We start from the raw sequence: 18,262 nt of genomic DNA, 5'->3' as shown, positions 1-18,262 counted from the left end.
ATGCTGCGTGCCGCGCCCGCGCGGATCGTCGGCCGCAGGTCGTCGCCCGCTCCGGCGAAATGATGAGATCGGGCTAGCTCGGACGGACGAGCCCGTTCTCGTAGGCGAAGATCACCGCCTGCACGCGGTCGCGGATCTCGAGCTTGGCCAGTAGGTGGCCGACGTGCGTCTTGACGGTGGCCTCGGAGAGGAAGAGCCGCCGTGCCGTCTCGGCGTTGGAGTGTCCTCGGGCGATCTCCATCAGGACGTCGCGTTCGCGTGCGGTGAGCCGTTCCAGCAGCGGAGACGCGTTGCGTGCCGCGGTTCGGGCGGTCGCGAGGTGCTCCAGCATGCGGCGGGTCGTCGAGGGTGCGAGCACGGCGTCGCCTGCGTGGACGGCGCGGATCGCGTGGAGCACCTCGTCGGCCGACGCGTCCTTGAGCAGGAACCCGCTCGCGCCCGCGCGCAGTCCGTCGAAGGCGTACTCGTCGAGGTCGAACGTCGTCAGCAGGATCACCTTGGGCGCGTTCTCGCGGGCAGTGACCGAAACGGTGGCCTCGACGCCGTTCATCCGCGGCATCTGCACGTCCATCAGCACGACGTCGACCTGCGTCTCGGCGAGCCGCGCGACCGCCTCGGCACCGTCGGCGGCCTGCACGACGATCCGGATGTCGTCGGTCGCGTCGACCACCATGGCCAGCCCGACCCGGACCAGTTCCTGGTCGTCGACCAGCGCAACTCTGATCGTCATCTCGAACGCACCCCTTCGGCGACGCGGAACTCCGCACGCACCCTGAAACCGCCGCCGGCGGGACCGGCCTCGAACGTACCGCCCGCGGCCTGCACCCGGTCCTCGACACCGCGCAGGCCGACACCGGCCCCGGGGACCGGGGGCCGCTCGCCGCCGTCGTCCCCGCCGTCGTCCTCGACGGTCACCACCGACGCGTGCGGTTCGTGCGCGATCGTGACGGTGACCGTGGGGTGGGCGCCCGCGTGCTTGACGCTGTTGGTCAGTGCCTCCTGGATCAGGCGGTACGCCGCCGTGGCCGCACCCGTCGTCATGCCATCGGCCGAACCGCGCTCGACCAGGCGCACGTCGACACCGGTCGCGCGTACCCGGTCCACCAACGCCGGTACCGCGGCGAGCGAGGGCTGCACGGCCTCCGGGGGAGGGGCCTCCCGCAGCACCTGCAGCGTGCCGCGCATGTCGGCCAGTGCCTCCCGGGCGGTGTCGGCGATGACGGACAACGCCTGGGTCGCGCGATCCGGTGACCTGGCGGCGATGGCGGAGCCGCCCTCGGCCTGCCGCACGATCACCGCCAACGAGTGCGCGACGATGTCGTGCATGTCGCGGGCGATGCGCCTGCGTTCGTCGGCCGCGGCGCGCTCGGCGGCTTCGGCGGCCTCCTCGGCCAGTCGCCGCCGCCGGTCGTGGTGGGACCGGCCCACCGCCCACGTGCCGGCCACGGCCGCGACCAGCGCGAGCAGAGCCAGCAGCAGCGTGAGCCAGCCCGCGGGCAGTGCGCCGTACCCAGTGGCCGTTCTCGCGGTGCACAACAAGCTTCCGGTGACCCCGATCCCGAGGGCGAGCAGGCTCTCGCGCCAGGGGCGCTGCGCGGCGACGGCGTACACGAGCACCAGGTAGACCGCCGACGACGGGAGGAAGAACAGCGGGATCTCCATGTCGCCGCTCGCCCCGGCCAGACCCAGCCCGTCGGGCCGGACCACCGTGTTGGGCAGCGCAACGGTCACCAGCATCGCCAGACTGGCGAGGAAGAACGCGGCTCGGGTGGCGATCCGCCGCAGCGCGACGGTGCCGAGCACCACGGATCCGCAGATCCCGGCCACCCACAGCACCCAGGCGGGGGACCGGGCCACCTCGAGGATGGCGAGCGAAGGCGGCCCGATGACCGCGGTGATGGCCAGTGCGAGAAGGGTGTCCGGCACGACGGGGTGTGCCCGGATCCACCGATCGGTGCGGTCGGTCCAGGTCACGGCGCTGATCGTAGGCAGAGCCATCCGGTGCGGCCGACGGGACCGGCGGGGGAGCGGTGGGCGCGCAGGACACGTCAACTGAGTCGCGGTGGACGTCGCAGCGGATCGTCACCCGGACCCGTGCCCACTACCTTCGCCCGCGCCGATCGATCGGGGCGCCGCCTGCAGGCCGGAGAAGACGGTCGCGATGAGGCGTCGCCCCTGGCCGACGCCTTCTTCGTTGTTCGCGACGCGCCAGAGGAAGCTCATGACCATGATGATGTCGGCGGGGTCGTGTCCGGGGGCGATCGTGCCTTCGGCCACGCAGGCGTCGACGAGCTTCCGCACTGCCGCGGTGGTCGGTGCCCAGGAGGCACCGATCACGTCCTGGGCTGCTGCGCTGTGCAATGCGTCGCCGAGGCCGTGCTTGATCCGGATGTAGGCGGAGAGCGTCTCGAACCACTCGATGAAGGCGGCTTTCGCGGATGAGTGGCGCGCGAGCACTTCGTCGGCGGTGGCGGTCAAGCGCTCGATGTCGTGCTGGTACGCGGCGAGGATCAGATCCTCGCGGGTGGGGAAGTGGCGGTAGAGCGTTCCGGCACCGACGCCGGCGTGTTTGGCGACCTCGCTCAGCGGCACGAGGGGGTTCTGCGCGAACAGCTCGTGGGCGGCCTCGATGATCGCGACACGGTTGCGTGCGGCGGCCTTGCGCTGCGTGCCGTACGTGCTCGGCGTCTCCTCGTGCATGGCTCGATGATGCCCTCCCGTTGACTCGCGGAGGATCCTCCGCTAGTTTGGAATTACGGAGGATCCTCCGCATGTTCATCCCTCGCAGGAGGCATCCCATGCGTTATGTGAAGCTCGGCAGCACCGGCCTCGACGTCTCGCCCATCGCGATCGGCGCGATGACCTACGGCGAGCCCGAACGCGGTCATCCCGTCTGGTCGCTTGGCGAGGAGCGCGCTCGACCTCTCATCAAGCACGCCCTCGAGGCGGGCATCAACTTCTTCGACACGGCGAACATGTACTCGAACGGGTCCAGCGAGGAGATCCTGGGGCGCGCGCTGAACGACTTCGCGGATCGCGACGAGGTGGTGATCGCCACCAAGCTGCGCCACCCGATGCGCCCTGGTCCCAACGGCAGGGGACTGTCGCGCAAGGCGATCATGACCGAGGTCGACCACTCGTTGCGGCGGCTCGGCACCGACTACATCGACCTCTACCAGGTGCACCGCAACGACCACGCGACGCCGCTGGAGGAGACGCTCGAGGCGCTCAGCGACCTGGTCAAGGCAGGCAAGGTGCGCTACCTGGGCGCGTCCTCGATGCCCGCGTGGGAGTTCGCAAAAGCCCTGCATCTGCAGCGCGAGCACGGCTGGGCGCGCTTCGTTTCGATGCAGGACCACTACAACCTGCTGCACCGCGAGGAGGAGCGCGAGATGATCCCGCTGTGCCTGGACGAGGGCGTCGGCACGATCATCTGGAGCCCACTGGCGCGGGGCCGCCTGGCTCGGGCCTGGGACGACGCGAGGTCGACGGCCCGTTCCGCGACGGACGGCGCGTACGCCGACCAGCTCTACTCGCCCACGGAAGAGGCGTCGAACCGCGCGATCGTGGATGCGGTCGGGCGCGTCGCGGACGCGCACGGCGTGAGTCGCGCGCAGGTCGCCCTGGCGTGGCTGCGCCGCCGACCTGTGGTGACCGCCCCGCTGGTGGGGGCAGGGTCGGTGCAGCAGATCGATGATGCCGTGGCGTCGCTGGACGTGGTGCTCACCGACGACGAGGTGCGCGCGCTCGAGGCGCCGTACACACCGCGGTACGACTGGCAGGGCATCTCCGACGAGGCCGAGCTGGACGCGATCCGAGCCCGCGTGCCCGGTATGGCGCTGACGTAGTGTGCGCGCTCACCGGTGCAGCAGCTGGTGCGCGGCCTGCAGCGCGGGCACCCACATCTCCTCGTTGGGGACGGGGGCACCGCGCACCTGGAGCCGGTTGGTGGCGAGCACGACGCTCGCCCCGTGCTCGGGCAGGACGGCGAGGGTGGTGCCGGTGAAGCCGGGGTGCCCGTACGCGGTGGCCGTGCAGTCTTCCACGGTGGTCGTCCACCAGCGGTAGCCGCGCGACTGGCCCGGATCCGGCCCCGGCTGCAGGTACGCGCCGACCGCGGGCCACGGCCCCTCGCCGACGGCGGACGCGCACAGCGCGGTGCCGAGCCGCAGCAGGTCCTCGACCGTCGAGAACAACCCGGCGTGCCCGGACACCCCGCGGAAGGTGTGGAAGGCGTTGCCGTCGGCCACCTCGCCCGCGATCACGTGGTGGCGCCAGCCGTCGAAGTCGGTGGGGGAGCGGGGCACCGGGTAGGGCTCGCCGACGGCGAGCATCCGCTGCTCGATGGCGTCGCCGGTGCCGCTCGCGGCGACGTCCGTGCCGACCGGCGCGGCGTACGCCGTGCGCGTCATGCCTGCCGGGTCGAGCACCAACTGGCGGAGGGCGTCCGGCAGCCGGGTGCCGGACGCGACCTCGACCACCTGTCCGAGCAGCATGAACCCGAGATCCGAGTAGTGCCGACCGCTGCCGGTGGCGTAGCGCAGCGGTAGTGAGCGCGCGAGCCGGGCGCCCTCGTCGGGACCGGTGGCGTCGCAGTACGTCGGCCACCACTCCCACAGCCCGCCGCGATGCAGCAGCAGGTCGTCGATCGAGACCGGGGGAGCGTCGGGGAGGTAGCGGCGCACCGGGTCGGTGAGGTCGACGCCGAGGGCGGCGAGTGCGGTCGTCGTGAACGCCTTCGTGACCGACGCGAGGTCGTGGCTGGTCGCGGCGGTCATCGGCAGCGGCGAGGCGACCCCGAGCACCTGCCGGTGCCCGGTGACGGCGAGCGCGTCGAGCCCGGGCGCGCGCACGGCGAGGCAGGCCCCCGGCGCATCCGCCCGGGCCACGAGCCCTTCCACGACCTCCTGGAGGGTCATCGCAGCGCCTCGGCACGGGCCGCGACGTGGCAGGCCGCGTGGTGACCCGTGCGGATCTCGGTGAGGGGCGGCAGCTCGGCGCGGCACACGTCCTCCACCCGCGGGCAGCGGGGGTGGAAGGGGCACCCGGCAGGCGGCCGGACGGGGTCGGGCACCTCGCCCACCACGGTCGGGGTGAGCGGCTGCGCGATCGACGGGTCGGGCACGGGCACGGCGGCCCGCAACCCCGCGGTGTAGGGGTGCAGCGGGTCGGCGAGGACGTCCCGCCAGCCGCCCTCCTCGACGACCCGCCCGAAGTACATGACGGCGACGCGGTCGCTGATCTGGCGCACCATCGCCATGTCGTGGCTGATGAACACCTGCGCGAGGCCCAGCTCGGCGCGCAGGTGCGCGAGCAGGTTCATCACCTCGGCCCGCACCGACACGTCGAGCGCGGACACCGGCTCGTCGAGCAGCAGCACGCGCGGCTCGGGTGCCAGGGCGCGGGCGATCCCGACGCGCTGGCGCTGACCGCCCGACATCTCGTGCGGCAGCCGCTGCGCGAACTCGGCCGGGAGGCCGACGATGCCGAGGAGCTCCTCGACCCGGCCCGGGCGGCGGAGGCGGTGCACGGCCAGCACCTCGTCGAGCGCCGCACCGACCGGCTGGCGCGGGTCGAGGGAGGAGAACGGGTCCTGGAACACCATCTGGATGTGGCGGCGGTGCGCCCGCAGCCGTCGGCCGCGCAGCGCGGTGAGGTCCACGCCGTCGAGCAGGACCCGGCCCCGCGTCGGCTCCTCCAGCCGCACCAGCACCCGGGCGAGGGTCGACTTGCCGCAGCCGGACTCGCCGACGATGCCGAGCATCTGGCCCGGCTCGAGGGCGAAGGACACCCCGTTCAGCGCGTGCACGAGCCCGTCGCTGCCGCGCACGGGATAGCGCTTGACCAGGTCGTGGGCCTCCAGCAGCGGCATCAGGTCCACTCCTCGACGGGCACCCAGCACGCCGCCCGGCCGGCTCCGCGGTCCAGCAGCGGCGGCCGTTCCGCACAGACGTCGCGGGCCTGGAGGCAGCGCGGGCGGAACGGGCAGCCCTCGACGCGCTCGCCGGGCAACGGCGGCCGGCCGGGGATCTGCGCGAGCGGCGGCCGGGCGTCGTCGGCGGGGTTGGGCAGCGACGCGAGCAGCCGTGCGGTGTACGGGTGCTGCGGCGCAGCGAAGATGTCGCGGACCGGGGCGTCCTCGACGACGTGCCCGCCGTACATCACGACCACCCGCTCGACGAGCCGCGCGACCACGCCGAGGTCGTGGGTGACCCAGATCGTGGTCATGCCCAGCTCGCGCTGCAGCTCGGCGACGAGCCCGAGGATCTGCTGCTGGATGGTGACGTCCAGGGCGGTGGTCGGCTCATCGGCGATCAGCAGGGTGGGGCGCAGCGCGAGCGCCATCGCGATCACGACCCGCTGCCGCATGCCGCCGGAGAACTCGTGCGGGTACGCCCGCACCGTGCGGGCCGGGTCCGGGATGCCGACGCGCCCGAACAGCTCCAGGGTGCGTTTCCGGGCGGCGTCGGCGTCCACGCCGTGCGCGCGCATGACCTCGGCGACCTGCTCTCCCACCCGGATCAGCGGGTGCAGCGAGGTCATGGGGTCCTGGTAGACCATCGCGATCTCGCGCCCGCGCAGCGCCCGCATCTCCGCCTCGGAGAGCGTCGCGAGGTCGCGCCCGGTGAACCGGACGCTGCCGCGCGTGATCCGCAGCGGGTCGCCGAGCAGCCGCATCAGGGCGAGCATCGTCACCGACTTGCCGGATCCGCTCTCGCCGACCACCCCGACGGTCTCGCCAGGGCGCAGCACCAGGTCGACGCCGTGCACGATCTCGAGGGGCCGCCGCCCGCCGGCACCGACGGCGAGGTCCCGCACCTCCAGCACGGGCGTGCTCATGCCCGGCCCGCCTCGGCGACCGTCAGGCTCAGGGCCTTCGGTGCCTCTGCGGGCGGTGGCAGCCGCAGCGGGCCGGAGCCCGGGGTGATCGTGCCGAGGATGCGGGCCTCGCGGGCGCCGGTGCAGCTCGGCAGCGTCGCAGGCAGCCCGTGCAGCGTCAGCCAGCCGATCAGCGCGAACGCGATCGCCTCCTTCGCGTCCCGCGGTGCTCCCAGGTCGCCCGACGGGACGAACCGGACGTCGGGCAGCTCTGCGCGGAGCATGGCCATCAGCGTCGGGTTGGCCGCTCCGCCGCCGGACACGACGATGCTGTCGACGCCCGCGCCGCGCACGGCGTCGGCCACCGTGCGCGCGGTGAGCGCGGTGAGCGTCGCGATCAGGTCCTGCGGCTCGATCGGGCGGGCGAGGGCGGCGTCGAGGTAGCCGTCGTGGAACAGCTCCTTGCCGGTGCTCTTCGGGGGCGGCAGCCGGTAGTAGGGCTCGGCGAGGAGCTCGGTCAGCAACTGCTCGTCCACGCGCCCGCGCGCGGCGAGGGCGCCGTCGACGTCGTAGCCGGCCGGATGGGCGCCGGTCCGCAGCACCGCGGCGTCGATCAGGGCGTTGGCCGGCCCGGTGTCCCAGGCCAGTCGCCCCGGAAGGGTGACGTTGGCGATCCCGCCCAGGTTGAGTGCGGCCGGGTGGCCGGGCAGCCCGGCGAGCAGGAGGGTGTCGAGGTAGAAGACGAGCGGGGCGCCCTGCCCGCCTGCGGTGATGTCGCGGATCCGCACGTCGGACACGACCGGCACGCCGAGGCGCTCGGCGATCCACGCGGGCTGCCCGACCTGCAGCGTGCCGAGGGCCCGGGTGCCGTCCACGCCGTGTTGATCGACCCAGTGGTAGACGGTCTGGCCGTGCGAGCAGGCCGCGTCGACGGGAGGCGCGGCGGCTGTGATCATCCCAGCCGCGTCGGCGAAGGCCTGCCCGATGAGCGTGTCGAGCGCGCACACCTCGGCGAGCGTGGTGGCCGCAGGCGGCAGCGCGGCGCGGATTCGGGCCCGCAGCTCGGGGCCGTACGGCGTGCTGGTCGCGGCGGTGACCTGCCCGTGCAGCACGTCCCCGTCGAGGGTGAAGTCGACGACGGCCGCGTCGATGCCGTCGTGCGAGGTGCCGGAGATCAGCCCGAGGACCTTCACCGCTCCTCCAGGACGTCCCGCAGCCGGCCGCCGGTCGCCGCGAGCCGGGCGATCGCATCCTCCGCGTCCAGCCCGCGCTCGAGGTGGAGGATCGCGAGCTTCACCCGCATCCCCGACGCAGCCAGGGCCTCCTCGGCCCGCTCCCGCGACGCGCCGGTGACGGTGCGGACCATGCGGATCGCCCGCTCGCGCAGCTTCGCGTTGGTGGCGCTGACGTCGACCATGAGGTTCCCGTAGGTCTTGCCCAGCTGCACCATCGTGATCGTCGAGAACATGTTGAGCACCAGCTTCTGGGCGGTGCCCGCCTTGAGCCGGGTGGAGCCGGCCACCACCTCGGGCCCGACCACGACCTCGATCCCGTGCTCCGCGGCGGCGGACAGCGCGGTTCCCGCGTTGCACGAGACCCCGACGGTGAGCGCGCCACGCGCGCGGGCCTCCCCGATCGCCGCGAGGACGTACGGCGTGCGCCCGCTCGCGGTGATGCCGACGACCGAGTCGGCAGGCCCCACCCCTTCTGCCGCGACCGCCGCCCGCCCGGCCTCCGCGTCGTCCTCCACGCCTTCCTGCGCGGTGAACATGGCCGCGTCGCCCCCGGCGATCAGGCCGCGGACCAGCTCCGGAGGGGTGCTGAACGTCGGCGGGCACTCGGAGGCGTCCAGCACGCCGAGGCGGCCCGGCGTTCCCGCACCGACGTAGAGGAGCCGCCCGCCGCCACGCATCCGCCGGCTCACGGCCTCGATGGCCGGCACGATCTGCGGCAGCGCGGCCCGCACGGCGGCGGGCACGGAGGCGTCGGCCTCGTTCATGAGCGTGGCCAGCTCCGCGACGGAGGCCCGGTCGATGGTGGCGTACCTCGGATCGACCCGCTCGGTCTCCAACCCGTCGAGGCCGGCCGGAGTGTCAGCAAAGCCACTTTCATGCCACGAGGCGTCAGCAAAGCCACTTTGCTGACACCCGTCGGGGCCGGTCACCGGGTCCCTCCGTTCCGTGGGTCGAGGGCGTCGCGCAGTCCGTCGCCCAGCAGGTTGAGCCCGACGACCAGCGCGACGATCACGGCGCCGGGGGCGGCCATCGTCCACCAGGCGACGTTCACGAGCACCCGTGCTTCGAGGACCATCGCGCCGAGCGACGGGGCGGGTGGCGGGGTGCCGAGCCCGAGGAACGACAGCGACGCCTCGGTGAGCACGGCCCACGACAGCGACAGCGTGACCTGCACGATCACGATCGGCGCGATGTTCGGCAGCACGTGCCGGACGAGCGTGCGCAGCGGGGAGAACCCGAGCACGGTCGTGGCGCGCACGAAGTCGGCCTCCCGCAGCGACAGCACCGGGCCGCGGGCCACCCGCACGAAGATCGGCGTGTAGACGATCGCGATGGCGACAGCCACCGTCAGCCAGGTCCGGGTGAATGCCGAGGCGAGAGCCAGCGCGAGCAGGAGCGGCGGGAACGCGAAGAGCACGTTGGTGACGCCGAGGACCGAGCGGTCCGACCAGCCGCGGAAGAAGCCGGCGGCGACCCCGGCCGCCGTGCCGGCCACCCCGGCGATCGCCACCGCGACCACGGCGATCTGCAGCGACGCGGCCGCCCCGGCCACGGAGCGGGCGAGGACGTCGCGCCCGAACTGGTCGGTCCCGAACCAGTGCGCCCCCGACGGCCCGGCGAGCCGCTCGGCGGGCGCCTGGGCCAGCGGGTCGTGGGGCAGCAGCCCCAGCTGCGCGGCGAGCGCCGCGAGCACCACCACCCCGACCAGCACGGCGCCGACCGCTCCGCTGCGGCTCGCGAGGGTGCGCCGCAGCAGCCCGCGCCGTGCGTCCGCGACGGGCAGGGCCGATGTGACGAGCGTGCTCACGACGCCCGCACCCGCGGGTCGATCAGCCGGTACAGCAGGTCCGTGGCGAGGTTGACCAGCACGAAGGTCAGCGCGATGACGAGCACCGTGCTCTGCACGACGGCGTACTCCTTCTGCTGGATCCCGAGCAGCACCTGCCGGCCGATCCCCGGCACCGAGAAGATCTGCTCGACGACCACGGCTCCGCCGAGGAGGTAGCCGAACTGCAGGCCGGTCATCGTCACGATCGGGACGAGCGCGCCGGGAAGTACGTGCCGCAGCACCAGCCGCCGCGGGCCGACGCCCTTGCCACGGGCTGTGCGCACGTAGTCCTGCGAGTGGACCTCCAGCAGCGCCGACCGCGCCGTCCGCATGATCGGGGCCGCGAGCCCGAACCCGAGTACGAGTGCCGGCATGAGCAGCTGTTGCAGGTGCAGCCACGGGTCGGTGGTGATCGGCGTGAACTGCTCGGCGTTGGGGTTGTAGCCGAGGAACCGGGCCGAGAGCGCGAGCAGTGCCGATCCCAGCAGGAACGCCGGCACCGACAGCCCGGCGAGCCCGACCGCCTGGCCGACCGCGTCGCGAGCCGAGTTCGGGCGTGACGCCGAGAGCATCGCGGCGGCGACGCCGAGGGTCAGGCCGATGACCAGCGAGAGCACCGCGAGCTCCAGGGTGATCGGCAGCGCAGACGCGGTCATCGCGAGCACCGGCTCGCCGCTGCGTTGCGACGCGCCGAGGTTGCCCGTGGCGACGGCGCCGAGCCAGGACAGGAACTGGACCGGCAGCGCCTGGTCCAGCCCGTAGTAGGCCTCCAACGCGGCGCGCTGGGCCGGGGTGAGGGCGGCGGCCTCGGTGCCGAGGCTCGCCGTGACCTGGTCACCCGGGATCGCGCGGAGCATGACGAAGACCAGCACCGCGACGCCGATGAGGGTGGCGAGCGCCTCCAGGACGCGGCGGACCAGGGGATGGCGAGCGATCATGACCCGCCGACGGAGGTCTCGCGCAGGTATTTCAGCGAGCCGTTGGCCATCGGCCGGAAGCCGGTGACGTCGGCGCCGGTGGCGGTGTAGGTGAAGCTGGTGAAGAGCCAGATCCAGGCCGCGTTGTTCTCCAGCTCGGCCGACACCTGCTGGTAGATCGCTTTGCGGGCCTCCGGGTCGGCGGTGGCCTTGCCCTGTGCGAAGAGCGCGTCCAGCTGGGGGGAGGAGTAGCCGGCGACCTTGTTGAGGTTGCCGGTGCTGGTGAAATAGCGCCCGTACATGCCGTCGGGGTCGGGGCGGCCGCCGTTGAGCGCCACCGCGGTCTGGAAGTCGGCCGCCACCCAGCGGTCGACGTAGGCGCCGGACTCCAGCACGTCCAGGTTCAGCGTGATGCCCGCTTCGGCCAGCTGCGCCTGGATGTTGGTGGCCTCGTTGACGGACGTGGCGTACTCGCCCTGCGACACGATCGCCGAGAGCGTGAGGCCGCCGGCGTGCCCGGCCGCGGCCAGGTGTCGCTTCGCCGCCTCGACGTCGCGCTGGGGGCAGGGGCGCGCGGCGGGGTCGGACCGGTAGGCGGGTGAGGTGATCGGTCCGGTCACCTCCCCCTCGCCGAGCGCTGCCGTGTCGAGCACCTGCTGGCGGTCGATCGCGCACTGGAGCGCCAGCCGCACGTCGAGGCTGTCGAGCGGCGCCTGGCGGGTGTTCAGCTGCAGGACGTGGTACGAGAGCTGCGGCGTGTCGGTAACGCTGAGGCCGGACCCCTCCGCGCTCTGCGCGACGAGCGGGTCGTCGAACACGGCGAAGCCGACGTTGCCGGACTGCATCGCCGACACGATCGACGTCTCGTCCGGGATCACCCGGAACTCCAGCGACGGGAGCCGGGGTGGCCCGTCCCAGAACCGCTGGTTGGGGGCCAGCACGATCGACTGGTTCGGCGTGCGCTGGGTGAGCGTGAACGGGCCGGTGCCGTTCGGGGTGGCCTGGAGGCCCTGCTCGGTGGCGTCGCTGGGCAGCATCGCGAGGTTCACCGAGGCCAGCGCGGCGAGGATGCCGGCGTCCGGGCCGGACAGCGTGAGCACGACGGTCCTCGGGTCGGGCGCGTCCACGGCGGTGACCGATGCGAGGCTCGCGGCCGCGACGGCGCCGGTCGCCTCTTCGCGGATGCGGTCGAGGGATGCCTTCGCGTCCGCGGAGTCGAACGCGCTCCCGTCGGCGAACGCGACGTTCTCGCGCAGCGTCATCGTGATCGTCCGGCCGTCCCCGGACACCTGCCACGACTCGGCGAGCCCCGGCACCACCTCGAGGTTCGCGTCCAGCTCGGTGAGCGTGCCGTAGAGCTGTTCGAGGACGTGCACGGCCTGGAACTGGGTGGCCTTCCAGGGGAAGAGGGTGTCCGGGTCGGAGGTCGAGCCGACCACGAGACCCCTCTGGGCGGTGCCGCCGGCCGGTGCACCACCGCCTCCTGAACAGGCGGTGAGCAGTACCGCCGCGGCCACCACGACCGCACCCGTGCGACGCATGGCCGCTACCGGATCACAGGCCCCGCGCGTGGGTCAAGACTTTCCGCACCCGTCGATCAGGATGTAACAAAGTTTCGCAGCCGTGGATACTGCGGTCGTGAGCGTCCTCGTGCGGATCCGCGCCGTCGCGCCGTCGCTTCGCCCGGCGCAGCGCCGCGTCGCCGATGCGGTGCTGCGCGACCCGGCCGGCACCGCCGAACTGCCGATCGGGCGGCTCGCGCAGGACTGCGCCACCTCGGTGGCCACCGTCATGCGGTTCTGCCGGTCGGCCGGGTTCCAGGGCTACCCCGAGCTGCGGCTGGCGCTCGCGCGCGAGACCGGCCGGGAGTCCGCGGCCGACGGTGCCGTGCTCTCGCCGGACATCGACCGCGACGACTCGCTCGCCGACATCGTCGCGAAGATCGCCTTCAGTGACGCGGCGGCCGTGCAGGACACCGCCGCCAACCTCGACCTCGACGCGCTCGCCGCGGCCGTCGACGCCGTGGCGACGGCCCGGCGGATCGACGTCTACGGCATCGGGGCGAGCGGTTTCGTGGGGCAGGACCTGCACCAGAAGCTGCACCGCATCGGCCTGCTCGCGTTCGCGTGGCCGGACCCGCACGCGGCCCTGACCTCGGCCGCCCTGCTGGACGCCGGCTGCGTCGCGATCGGCATCTCGCACACCGGCTCCACGCTCGACACCGTGGACGCCCTGCGCACGGCCCGCGAGTCCGGCGCGCGCACGATCGCCATCACCAACTTCGTGCCCTCCCCGCTCGCCGAGCACGCCGACCTGGTGCTCACCACCGCCGCCCGCGAGACGACCTTCCGTTCCGGCGCGATGGCCAGCCGGATCGCCCAGCTCGCCGTGATCGACTGCCTCTTCGTCGCCGTGGCGCAGCGCTCCTACGACCGGACGACGACCGCGCTGGGACGCACGTACAACGCGGTGCGGTCCCGCCGGATCAACGCCCATTAGTGTTGCGCTGGGAACAGAAAACCTATACTGGCCGTTGTAAGTGATGGCCCCCGGTGGGACCCGGGGGGACTACTGGTCGAAGGAGGCGATGACGAATGCTGATGCGCACCGACCCGTTCCGCGAGCTGGACCGGCTGACCCAGCAGGTCTTCGGCCGGCCGGGCACGTGGTCGCTGGGTACGTGGTCCCGGCCGTCACCGGTGCCGATGGAGGCGTACCGCCGTGGCGACGAGTTCGTGGTGCAGCTCGACCTTCCCGGCGTTGACCCGGAGTCGATCGACCTGCACGTCGAGCAGGACACGCTGACGGTGAAGGCCGAGCGGCGGCCCGCCGTGACCGGTGACGACGTGCAGACGGTCGTGGCGGAGCGCCCGTACGGGGTGTTCTCGCGCCAGCTGTTCCTCGGCGACGGCCTCGACGCCGACCGCATCGAGGCGCACTACGACGCCGGTGTGCTGACGGTGACGATCCCCGTGGCCGAGGAGGCACGGCCCCGCCGGATCCAGGTCAGCGCCGGCAGCACCCCACAGCTCACCAGCTGATCCGGTCCGCACTTCCCGGTGGGGTCCTGCGCGCCCAGGGCCTCACCACGCACGAGGAGGGATATCCATGGCTCTTCCGGTGCTGCGCCGGCATCGCGCGCCGCGGCAGCGCGACGCGTCCGGCGTGAGCACGACCACCTACGACAGGTCTCCCTGGGCGGAGATCAGCGAGCTGCACGACCGCATGGGCAAGCTCATGTCCGAGCTGGTCGGGCAGACGTTCGGGGAGGGGTTCCCGGCGGGCGTCGGCTGGCGGCCCGCCGCCGACGTCGAGGAGACCGCTGACGACTACCTCGTCGAGCTCGAGCTCCCCGGGGTGAAGCGGGACGACGTCATCGTCGAGTTCGGCGGCGCCGAGCTCACCGTCAGGGGGCAGGTGAAGGAACGCGAACGCGTTGGCTTCCTGAGGTCCCGCACCCGCCAGGTGGGCCGCTTCGAGTACCGGGTGAACCTCGCGGCGGAGGTGGACGAGGACAACGTCACGGCGTCGCTCGTCGACGGTGTGCTGACCGTGCGCGTCCCGAAGACCGAGCGGGCCCGGCAACGCAAGATCCCGATCAACAGCGGCTGACCGCGGAGGTGAGGTATGGCTGGGCGGGACTTCTACGAGGTGCTCGGGGTGGCCCGCACAGCCCGCCAGGAGGAGATCCAGCGCGCCTACCGCACGCTCGCCCGCCACCACCATCCCGACCTCAACGCGGAACCGGACGCGGCCGCCCGCTTCGGGGAGGTCACGCAGGCCTACGAGGTGCTGTCCGACCCGGAGCGGCGGGCCCGGTACGACCGCGCCGCGAGGCGGCGTGCGGTCGCCGGCGGATCCGGTCGCGGTCGGCGGGTCCACGTGCGCACGGGGGCGCCCCGGGCGAGCGACTCCGGCGGGTCTCGCGATGACCCGTTCCGGAGCTTCTTCGAGCAGGTGCGTCCACGTTCCCCGCACCCCTCCTACCGCGTGTCGGGCCGCGACATCATCGTCGAGGTGCCGGTCACGCCGTGGGAGGCGGCGCTCGGTGCGTCGATCCCCGTGCCCACACCTGCGGGAACGGCCCGAGTCGATCTGCCGGCCGGCTCGTCGAGTGGGCAACGGTTGCGTCTGCGCGGGTACGGGCTGCGGGGCCCGGGCGGCCCGCCGGGTGATCTCTACGCCGAGATCAGGATCGTCGTCCCGCCGTCGCTCACACCCGTCCAGCGGGAGCTCTTCGCCCGGTTGGCCGCCGAGTCGACCTTCGACCTCCGTCGGTGATCGGTCGGCCGGGTCAGGGCAGCCGAGATGTTCTGTGACACAGATGTTCTGTGTCGCATAGGATCGGAGCATGACCGTCTACGGCCACCCGCTGCTCTTCGGGTCCTTCCTCACCCCGACCGCGGCCGACCCCGAGCACGTGGTCGGGCTGGCGCAGCGCTGCGAGCGGCTGGGGCTGGACCTGGTGACCGTGCAGGACCACCCCTACCAGCCGCGCTTCCTCGACACCTGGACGCTGCTCTCCTACGTTGCGGCCCGCACCCGCACCGTCCGGCTGGCGGCGAACGTCACCAACCTGCCGCTGCGCCCGCCCGCTGTGCTCGCGCGGAGCGTGGCGAGCCTCGACCTGCTCTCGGGCGGCCGCGTGGAGCTGGGCCTCGGCGCCGGCGCGTTCTGGGAGGCCATCGAGGCGATGGGCGGTCGGCGGCTGCCCGGCGGGCAGGGCGTGCGCGCGCTGGAGGAGGCCATCGACGTCATCCGCCAGGTCTGGGACGTCGACGCGCGCGGCGGCGTGCGCGTGGAGGGGGAGTTCCACCGCGTGGTCGGCGCCAAGCGCGGCCCGGCGCCCGCGCACGACGTCGGCATCTGGCTCGGCGCGTACAAGCCGCGCATGCTCGCCCTCACCGGCCGGGTGGCCGACGGCTGGCTGCCGTCGCTCGGCTACCTGCAGCCCGGCGACCTCGCGGCCGGCAACGCGATCATCGACGATGCCGCGCGGGAGGCGGGCCGGTCACCGCGGGACATCAGGAGGCTGCTCAACGTCGGTCCGGCCCAGTCCGCCGATGAGCTCGCCGGCCTGGCCCTCGACCACGGGATCAGCACGTTCATCCTCGCCGCCGACGACCCCGGCGAGCTGCAGCGCTTCGCCGAGGAGGTCGCACCTGCCGTGCGCGAGCTGGTGTCGGCCGAAGGTGCCCCGCCGGCGCAGGCCCCGGTGGCGCCTACCGGCGGCTTCACCGTCGTGCCCACCCCGGACGACGGGGTGCGCCGCAGCGCGACGCGGGTGTGGGACGAGTCGGAGCGGCCGACCGGTCCCGCGCCGGACCCCCACCGCACCTACGCCCAGCACGAGCTGGCCGCGGCCCAGCACCTCGTCGACGTGCACGACCACCTGCGCTCCGAGCTCGCGCGCGTGCGCGACCTCGTCGACCAGGTCGTCGCCGGTGCCGTGGACGCGGGCACGGCGCGCTCGCACATCTCCACCATGACGCTGCGGCAGAACAACTGGACGGTGGGCACCTACTGCGAGTCCTACTGCCGCGTGCTCACGATGCACCACACCCTCGAGGACCAGGCGATGTTCCCGCGGCTGCGCCGGGGCGACCCGCGGCTCGCCCCGGTGGTCGACCGGCTCCAGCAGGAGCACCAGGCGATCCACACCGTCCTGGAGCTGGTCGACCGCGCGCTGGTCGCGTTCGTAGCGGGCCACGACACGCACGCGTTGCACGCCGCGGTCGACCTGCTCACCGACACGTTGCTGTCGCACCTGGCCTACGAGGAGCGCGAGCTGGTGGAGCCGATCGCGCGGCTCGGGATCGGGTGAGCCGAGTGGGCGTATCAGCCGGGCCGGGGTGCCAGCAGCACCGGGCAGGGCGCGTGCTGCACGGCGCTGCCGCCCACCAACCCGACGCGGGCCGGGATGCGGTGGCGCGGGCCGCCGAGCACGAGCAGGTCGGCATCGAGGCCCTCGCCCACCAGCTCGTGCGGGTGCATCCGCAGGAGGCGGGGGATCACGGTGAGCTCCGGGGCGTCCGTCGCGAGCTGCGCGACGGCCGTGTCGAGGACGTCGTGCCCGCGGGCCAGCGCGTCGGTGAGCCCGACGCTGCGCTCCCCGAAGGAGAGCGGCACGCAGAGGACGGGCACGACGGCGGCGTCGAGCACCGCGGCGGCCAACGCCGCCTCCGTGAGGACCGCGGCGTCGGTCGGGAGGTCGTGGATCGCGGCGACCACGCGCCCCTTCGGCGTGCGGTCGTCACCCGGTGGGCCCATGACGAGGACGCTGCGGCCGGCGAGCGCGGCGACCGTGAGCAGGCGGTCCTCCGGGCTGCCGGGTGCTGGCTCGATCCGCACCTGCCGACCGGCCCGTCGGCACACTCGCGCCACCCACGCCGGCAGGTCGGGCTCGTGCGTCATGACGACGAGCGCCTCGGCGGGTCGATGCGGGGCGGTGGGCGGTGCGAGCGCGGACGTGCGCTGGCTCATCCAGGGGCTCCCTCTCGGAGACGGGCTCGGTGTGGGACGGTGCCCCCCTTGTTCCCGTTCGGCCAGACTACCGGCCGGTGTTCACCCGGAAGGGGGCAGCTCTATGCGGTGAGCTGGCGGACGTAGGCGAGGTCGTCGGCGAGCCGTTCACGAAGCGGAACCTCGGTGGAGAAGTCCTCGAGGGACACCCAGCCCTCGTACCCGACGCCGGTGAGGGCGTCGAACAGCCGCTGCAGCGGAGCGGCCCCGGTGCGCATGGGCGCCCACTCCCAGCTCCACGGCGGCGAGGCGCTCGGTGCGGGCTGCAGCACCGCGTTCTTGACGTGCACGTGGGCGAGGTGCTCGCCGAGGATCTCCAGGCTCCACGGGTCGAACTCGTAGCCCTCGCGGACCATGTTCCCGACGTCGTGGATCACGCCGACGGCGCGCGGGTCGACGCCGTCGAGGAAGCGCGCGGCGGCCGACGCGCTGGACACGAGCGACTGGTGGTGCAGCTCGAGCAGCGCCTGCACCCCGTGCCGCAGCGCGAGGTCGGCGACGGCCCGGAACTCCTCGCGGCGCCGCGCGAACGTCTCCCGGTAGCCCTCGGGGCCGGGCGCGCCGACCTGCACGCGCATCCGCGGTGTCCCCAGCGCAGCCGCCCCGCGCATGAGGCGCTCCACCGTCTCGAGGTCGTCGCAGCGCGCGTAGGGGCCGACGGCGGGGATGTCGAGACCCGCGGCGCTCGTCAGCTCCCTGATCCGCGGCGCGTCCTGCTCGAAGGTCGACGCCGGCAGCGTGCAGCGGTTGCCGCGCCAGAAGCCGGGCGGGCCGTCGGTGCCCGGGTCGTCGGCCACCCGCCACTCGATCCCGTCGAACCCCAGCGCCGCCACCTCGGCAACGGCCTCCTCGGGGGTCCACTCGGGCAGGCTCACGGTGCAGACAGCGATGCGCACGAGCCCGAGTCTCGCACCGCGCCGATCAGGGGCGGAGCGGCGCGA

At 73.3% G+C, this 18,262-nt stretch carries 19 protein-coding genes; 6 read left to right on the top strand and 13 right to left on the bottom strand.

Annotated features, from left to right (window positions below):
- Window positions 1-73 precede the first annotated feature (73 nt).
- The 3 genes from FB388_RS17200 to FB388_RS17190 form a co-directional block, all read right to left on the bottom strand.
- Window positions 74-730, bottom strand: coding sequence for a response regulator (locus FB388_RS17200; protein ID WP_142102142.1), 657 nt, complete (start codon window positions 728-730; stop codon window positions 74-76).
- On the bottom strand, window positions 727-1,974 hold the full coding sequence (locus tag FB388_RS17195) for a sensor histidine kinase (protein ID WP_142102140.1): 1,248 nt from the start codon (window positions 1,972-1,974) through the stop codon (window positions 727-729). Before FB388_RS17195 ends, FB388_RS17200 begins: the two co-directional genes overlap by 4 nt.
- Window positions 1,975-2,082: 108 nt before the next feature.
- Window positions 2,083-2,700 (bottom strand): TetR/AcrR family transcriptional regulator, encoded by a 618-nt coding sequence (locus FB388_RS17190; protein ID WP_142102138.1) that lies wholly within the window; start codon window positions 2,698-2,700, stop codon window positions 2,083-2,085.
- A 98-nt stretch (window positions 2,701-2,798) separates the two neighbouring features.
- Between FB388_RS17190 and FB388_RS17185 the strand changes: the two genes are divergently transcribed.
- On the top strand, window positions 2,799-3,848 hold the full coding sequence (locus tag FB388_RS17185) for an aldo/keto reductase (RefSeq protein ID WP_142102136.1): 1,050 nt from the start codon (window positions 2,799-2,801) through the stop codon (window positions 3,846-3,848).
- Between the two features lie 9 nt (window positions 3,849-3,857).
- Here the strand turns inward: FB388_RS17185 and FB388_RS17180 are convergent, their stop codons facing one another.
- The 8 genes from FB388_RS17180 to FB388_RS17145 form a co-directional block, all read right to left on the bottom strand.
- On the bottom strand, window positions 3,858-4,919 hold the full coding sequence (locus FB388_RS17180) for a serine hydrolase domain-containing protein (RefSeq protein ID WP_142102134.1): 1,062 nt from the start codon (window positions 4,917-4,919) through the stop codon (window positions 3,858-3,860).
- The gene (locus FB388_RS17175) at window positions 4,916-5,872 is read right to left on the bottom strand and encodes an ABC transporter ATP-binding protein (RefSeq protein ID WP_142102132.1); all 957 of its coding nucleotides are present in this window, start codon (window positions 5,870-5,872) and stop codon (window positions 4,916-4,918) included. The genes FB388_RS17180 and FB388_RS17175 overlap by 4 nt, the downstream gene beginning before the upstream one ends.
- Window positions 5,872-6,840, bottom strand: a complete 969-nt coding sequence (locus tag FB388_RS17170; RefSeq protein ID WP_142102129.1) for an ABC transporter ATP-binding protein — start codon at window positions 6,838-6,840, stop codon at window positions 5,872-5,874. Before FB388_RS17170 ends, FB388_RS17175 begins: the two co-directional genes overlap by 1 nt.
- Window positions 6,837-8,012, bottom strand: a complete 1,176-nt coding sequence (locus FB388_RS17165; protein ID WP_142102127.1) for an anhydro-N-acetylmuramic acid kinase — start codon at window positions 8,010-8,012, stop codon at window positions 6,837-6,839. Before FB388_RS17165 ends, FB388_RS17170 begins: the two co-directional genes overlap by 4 nt.
- The gene (murQ, locus tag FB388_RS17160) at window positions 8,009-8,890 is read right to left on the bottom strand and encodes an N-acetylmuramic acid 6-phosphate etherase (RefSeq protein ID WP_142102125.1); all 882 of its coding nucleotides are present in this window, start codon (window positions 8,888-8,890) and stop codon (window positions 8,009-8,011) included. Before murQ ends, FB388_RS17165 begins: the two co-directional genes overlap by 4 nt.
- Window positions 8,891-8,979: 89 nt before the next feature.
- A complete protein-coding gene (locus tag FB388_RS17155; RefSeq protein WP_211361959.1) occupies window positions 8,980-9,861 on the bottom strand; it encodes an ABC transporter permease in 882 nt (293 codons plus the stop codon).
- Window positions 9,858-10,820, bottom strand: coding sequence for an ABC transporter permease (locus FB388_RS17150; RefSeq protein WP_142102123.1), 963 nt, complete (start codon window positions 10,818-10,820; stop codon window positions 9,858-9,860). The genes FB388_RS17155 and FB388_RS17150 overlap by 4 nt, the downstream gene beginning before the upstream one ends.
- A complete protein-coding gene (locus FB388_RS17145) occupies window positions 10,817-12,340 on the bottom strand; it encodes an ABC transporter substrate-binding protein (RefSeq protein ID WP_142102121.1) in 1,524 nt (507 codons plus the stop codon). Before FB388_RS17145 ends, FB388_RS17150 begins: the two co-directional genes overlap by 4 nt.
- Window positions 12,341-12,437: 97 nt before the next feature.
- Between FB388_RS17145 and FB388_RS17140 the strand changes: the two genes are divergently transcribed.
- The 5 genes from FB388_RS17140 to FB388_RS17120 all read left to right on the top strand — a co-directional run bounded on the left by FB388_RS17140 (window position 12,438) and on the right by FB388_RS17120 (window position 16,623).
- Window positions 12,438-13,298, top strand: a complete 861-nt coding sequence (locus tag FB388_RS17140; protein WP_246122005.1) for a MurR/RpiR family transcriptional regulator — start codon at window positions 12,438-12,440, stop codon at window positions 13,296-13,298.
- Between the two features lie 95 nt (window positions 13,299-13,393).
- Complete coding sequence (locus FB388_RS17135; RefSeq protein WP_142102117.1) at window positions 13,394-13,840, top strand: Hsp20/alpha crystallin family protein; 447 nt, start codon at window positions 13,394-13,396, stop codon at window positions 13,838-13,840.
- Between the two features lie 67 nt (window positions 13,841-13,907).
- Window positions 13,908-14,411 (top strand): Hsp20/alpha crystallin family protein, encoded by a 504-nt coding sequence (locus tag FB388_RS17130; RefSeq protein WP_142102115.1) that lies wholly within the window; start codon window positions 13,908-13,910, stop codon window positions 14,409-14,411.
- Between the two features lie 15 nt (window positions 14,412-14,426).
- Window positions 14,427-15,080, top strand: coding sequence for a DnaJ domain-containing protein (locus FB388_RS17125; RefSeq protein WP_142102113.1), 654 nt, complete (start codon window positions 14,427-14,429; stop codon window positions 15,078-15,080).
- Between the two features lie 70 nt (window positions 15,081-15,150).
- On the top strand, window positions 15,151-16,623 hold the full coding sequence (locus tag FB388_RS17120) for an LLM class flavin-dependent oxidoreductase (RefSeq protein ID WP_142102112.1): 1,473 nt from the start codon (window positions 15,151-15,153) through the stop codon (window positions 16,621-16,623).
- Window positions 16,624-16,637: 14 nt separating this feature from the next.
- Here FB388_RS17120 and FB388_RS17115 read toward each other — a convergent pair whose 3' ends face one another.
- Both FB388_RS17115 and FB388_RS17110 read right to left on the bottom strand, forming a co-directional pair.
- Window positions 16,638-17,282 carry a hypothetical protein gene (locus tag FB388_RS17115; protein ID WP_142102109.1) on the bottom strand — a complete coding sequence of 215 codons (645 nt, stop codon included), beginning with the start codon at window positions 17,280-17,282 and terminating at the stop codon, window positions 16,638-16,640.
- Between the two features lie 101 nt (window positions 17,283-17,383).
- On the bottom strand, window positions 17,384-18,217 hold the full coding sequence (locus FB388_RS17110; RefSeq protein WP_142102107.1) for a sugar phosphate isomerase/epimerase family protein: 834 nt from the start codon (window positions 18,215-18,217) through the stop codon (window positions 17,384-17,386).
- Window positions 18,218-18,262 lie beyond the last annotated feature (45 nt).

This window comes from Pseudonocardia cypriaca (assembly GCF_006717045.1).
Lineage (GTDB): Bacteria > Actinomycetota > Actinomycetes > Mycobacteriales > Pseudonocardiaceae > Pseudonocardia > Pseudonocardia cypriaca.
This window is presented reverse-complemented; position numbering and strand designations above follow the sequence as displayed.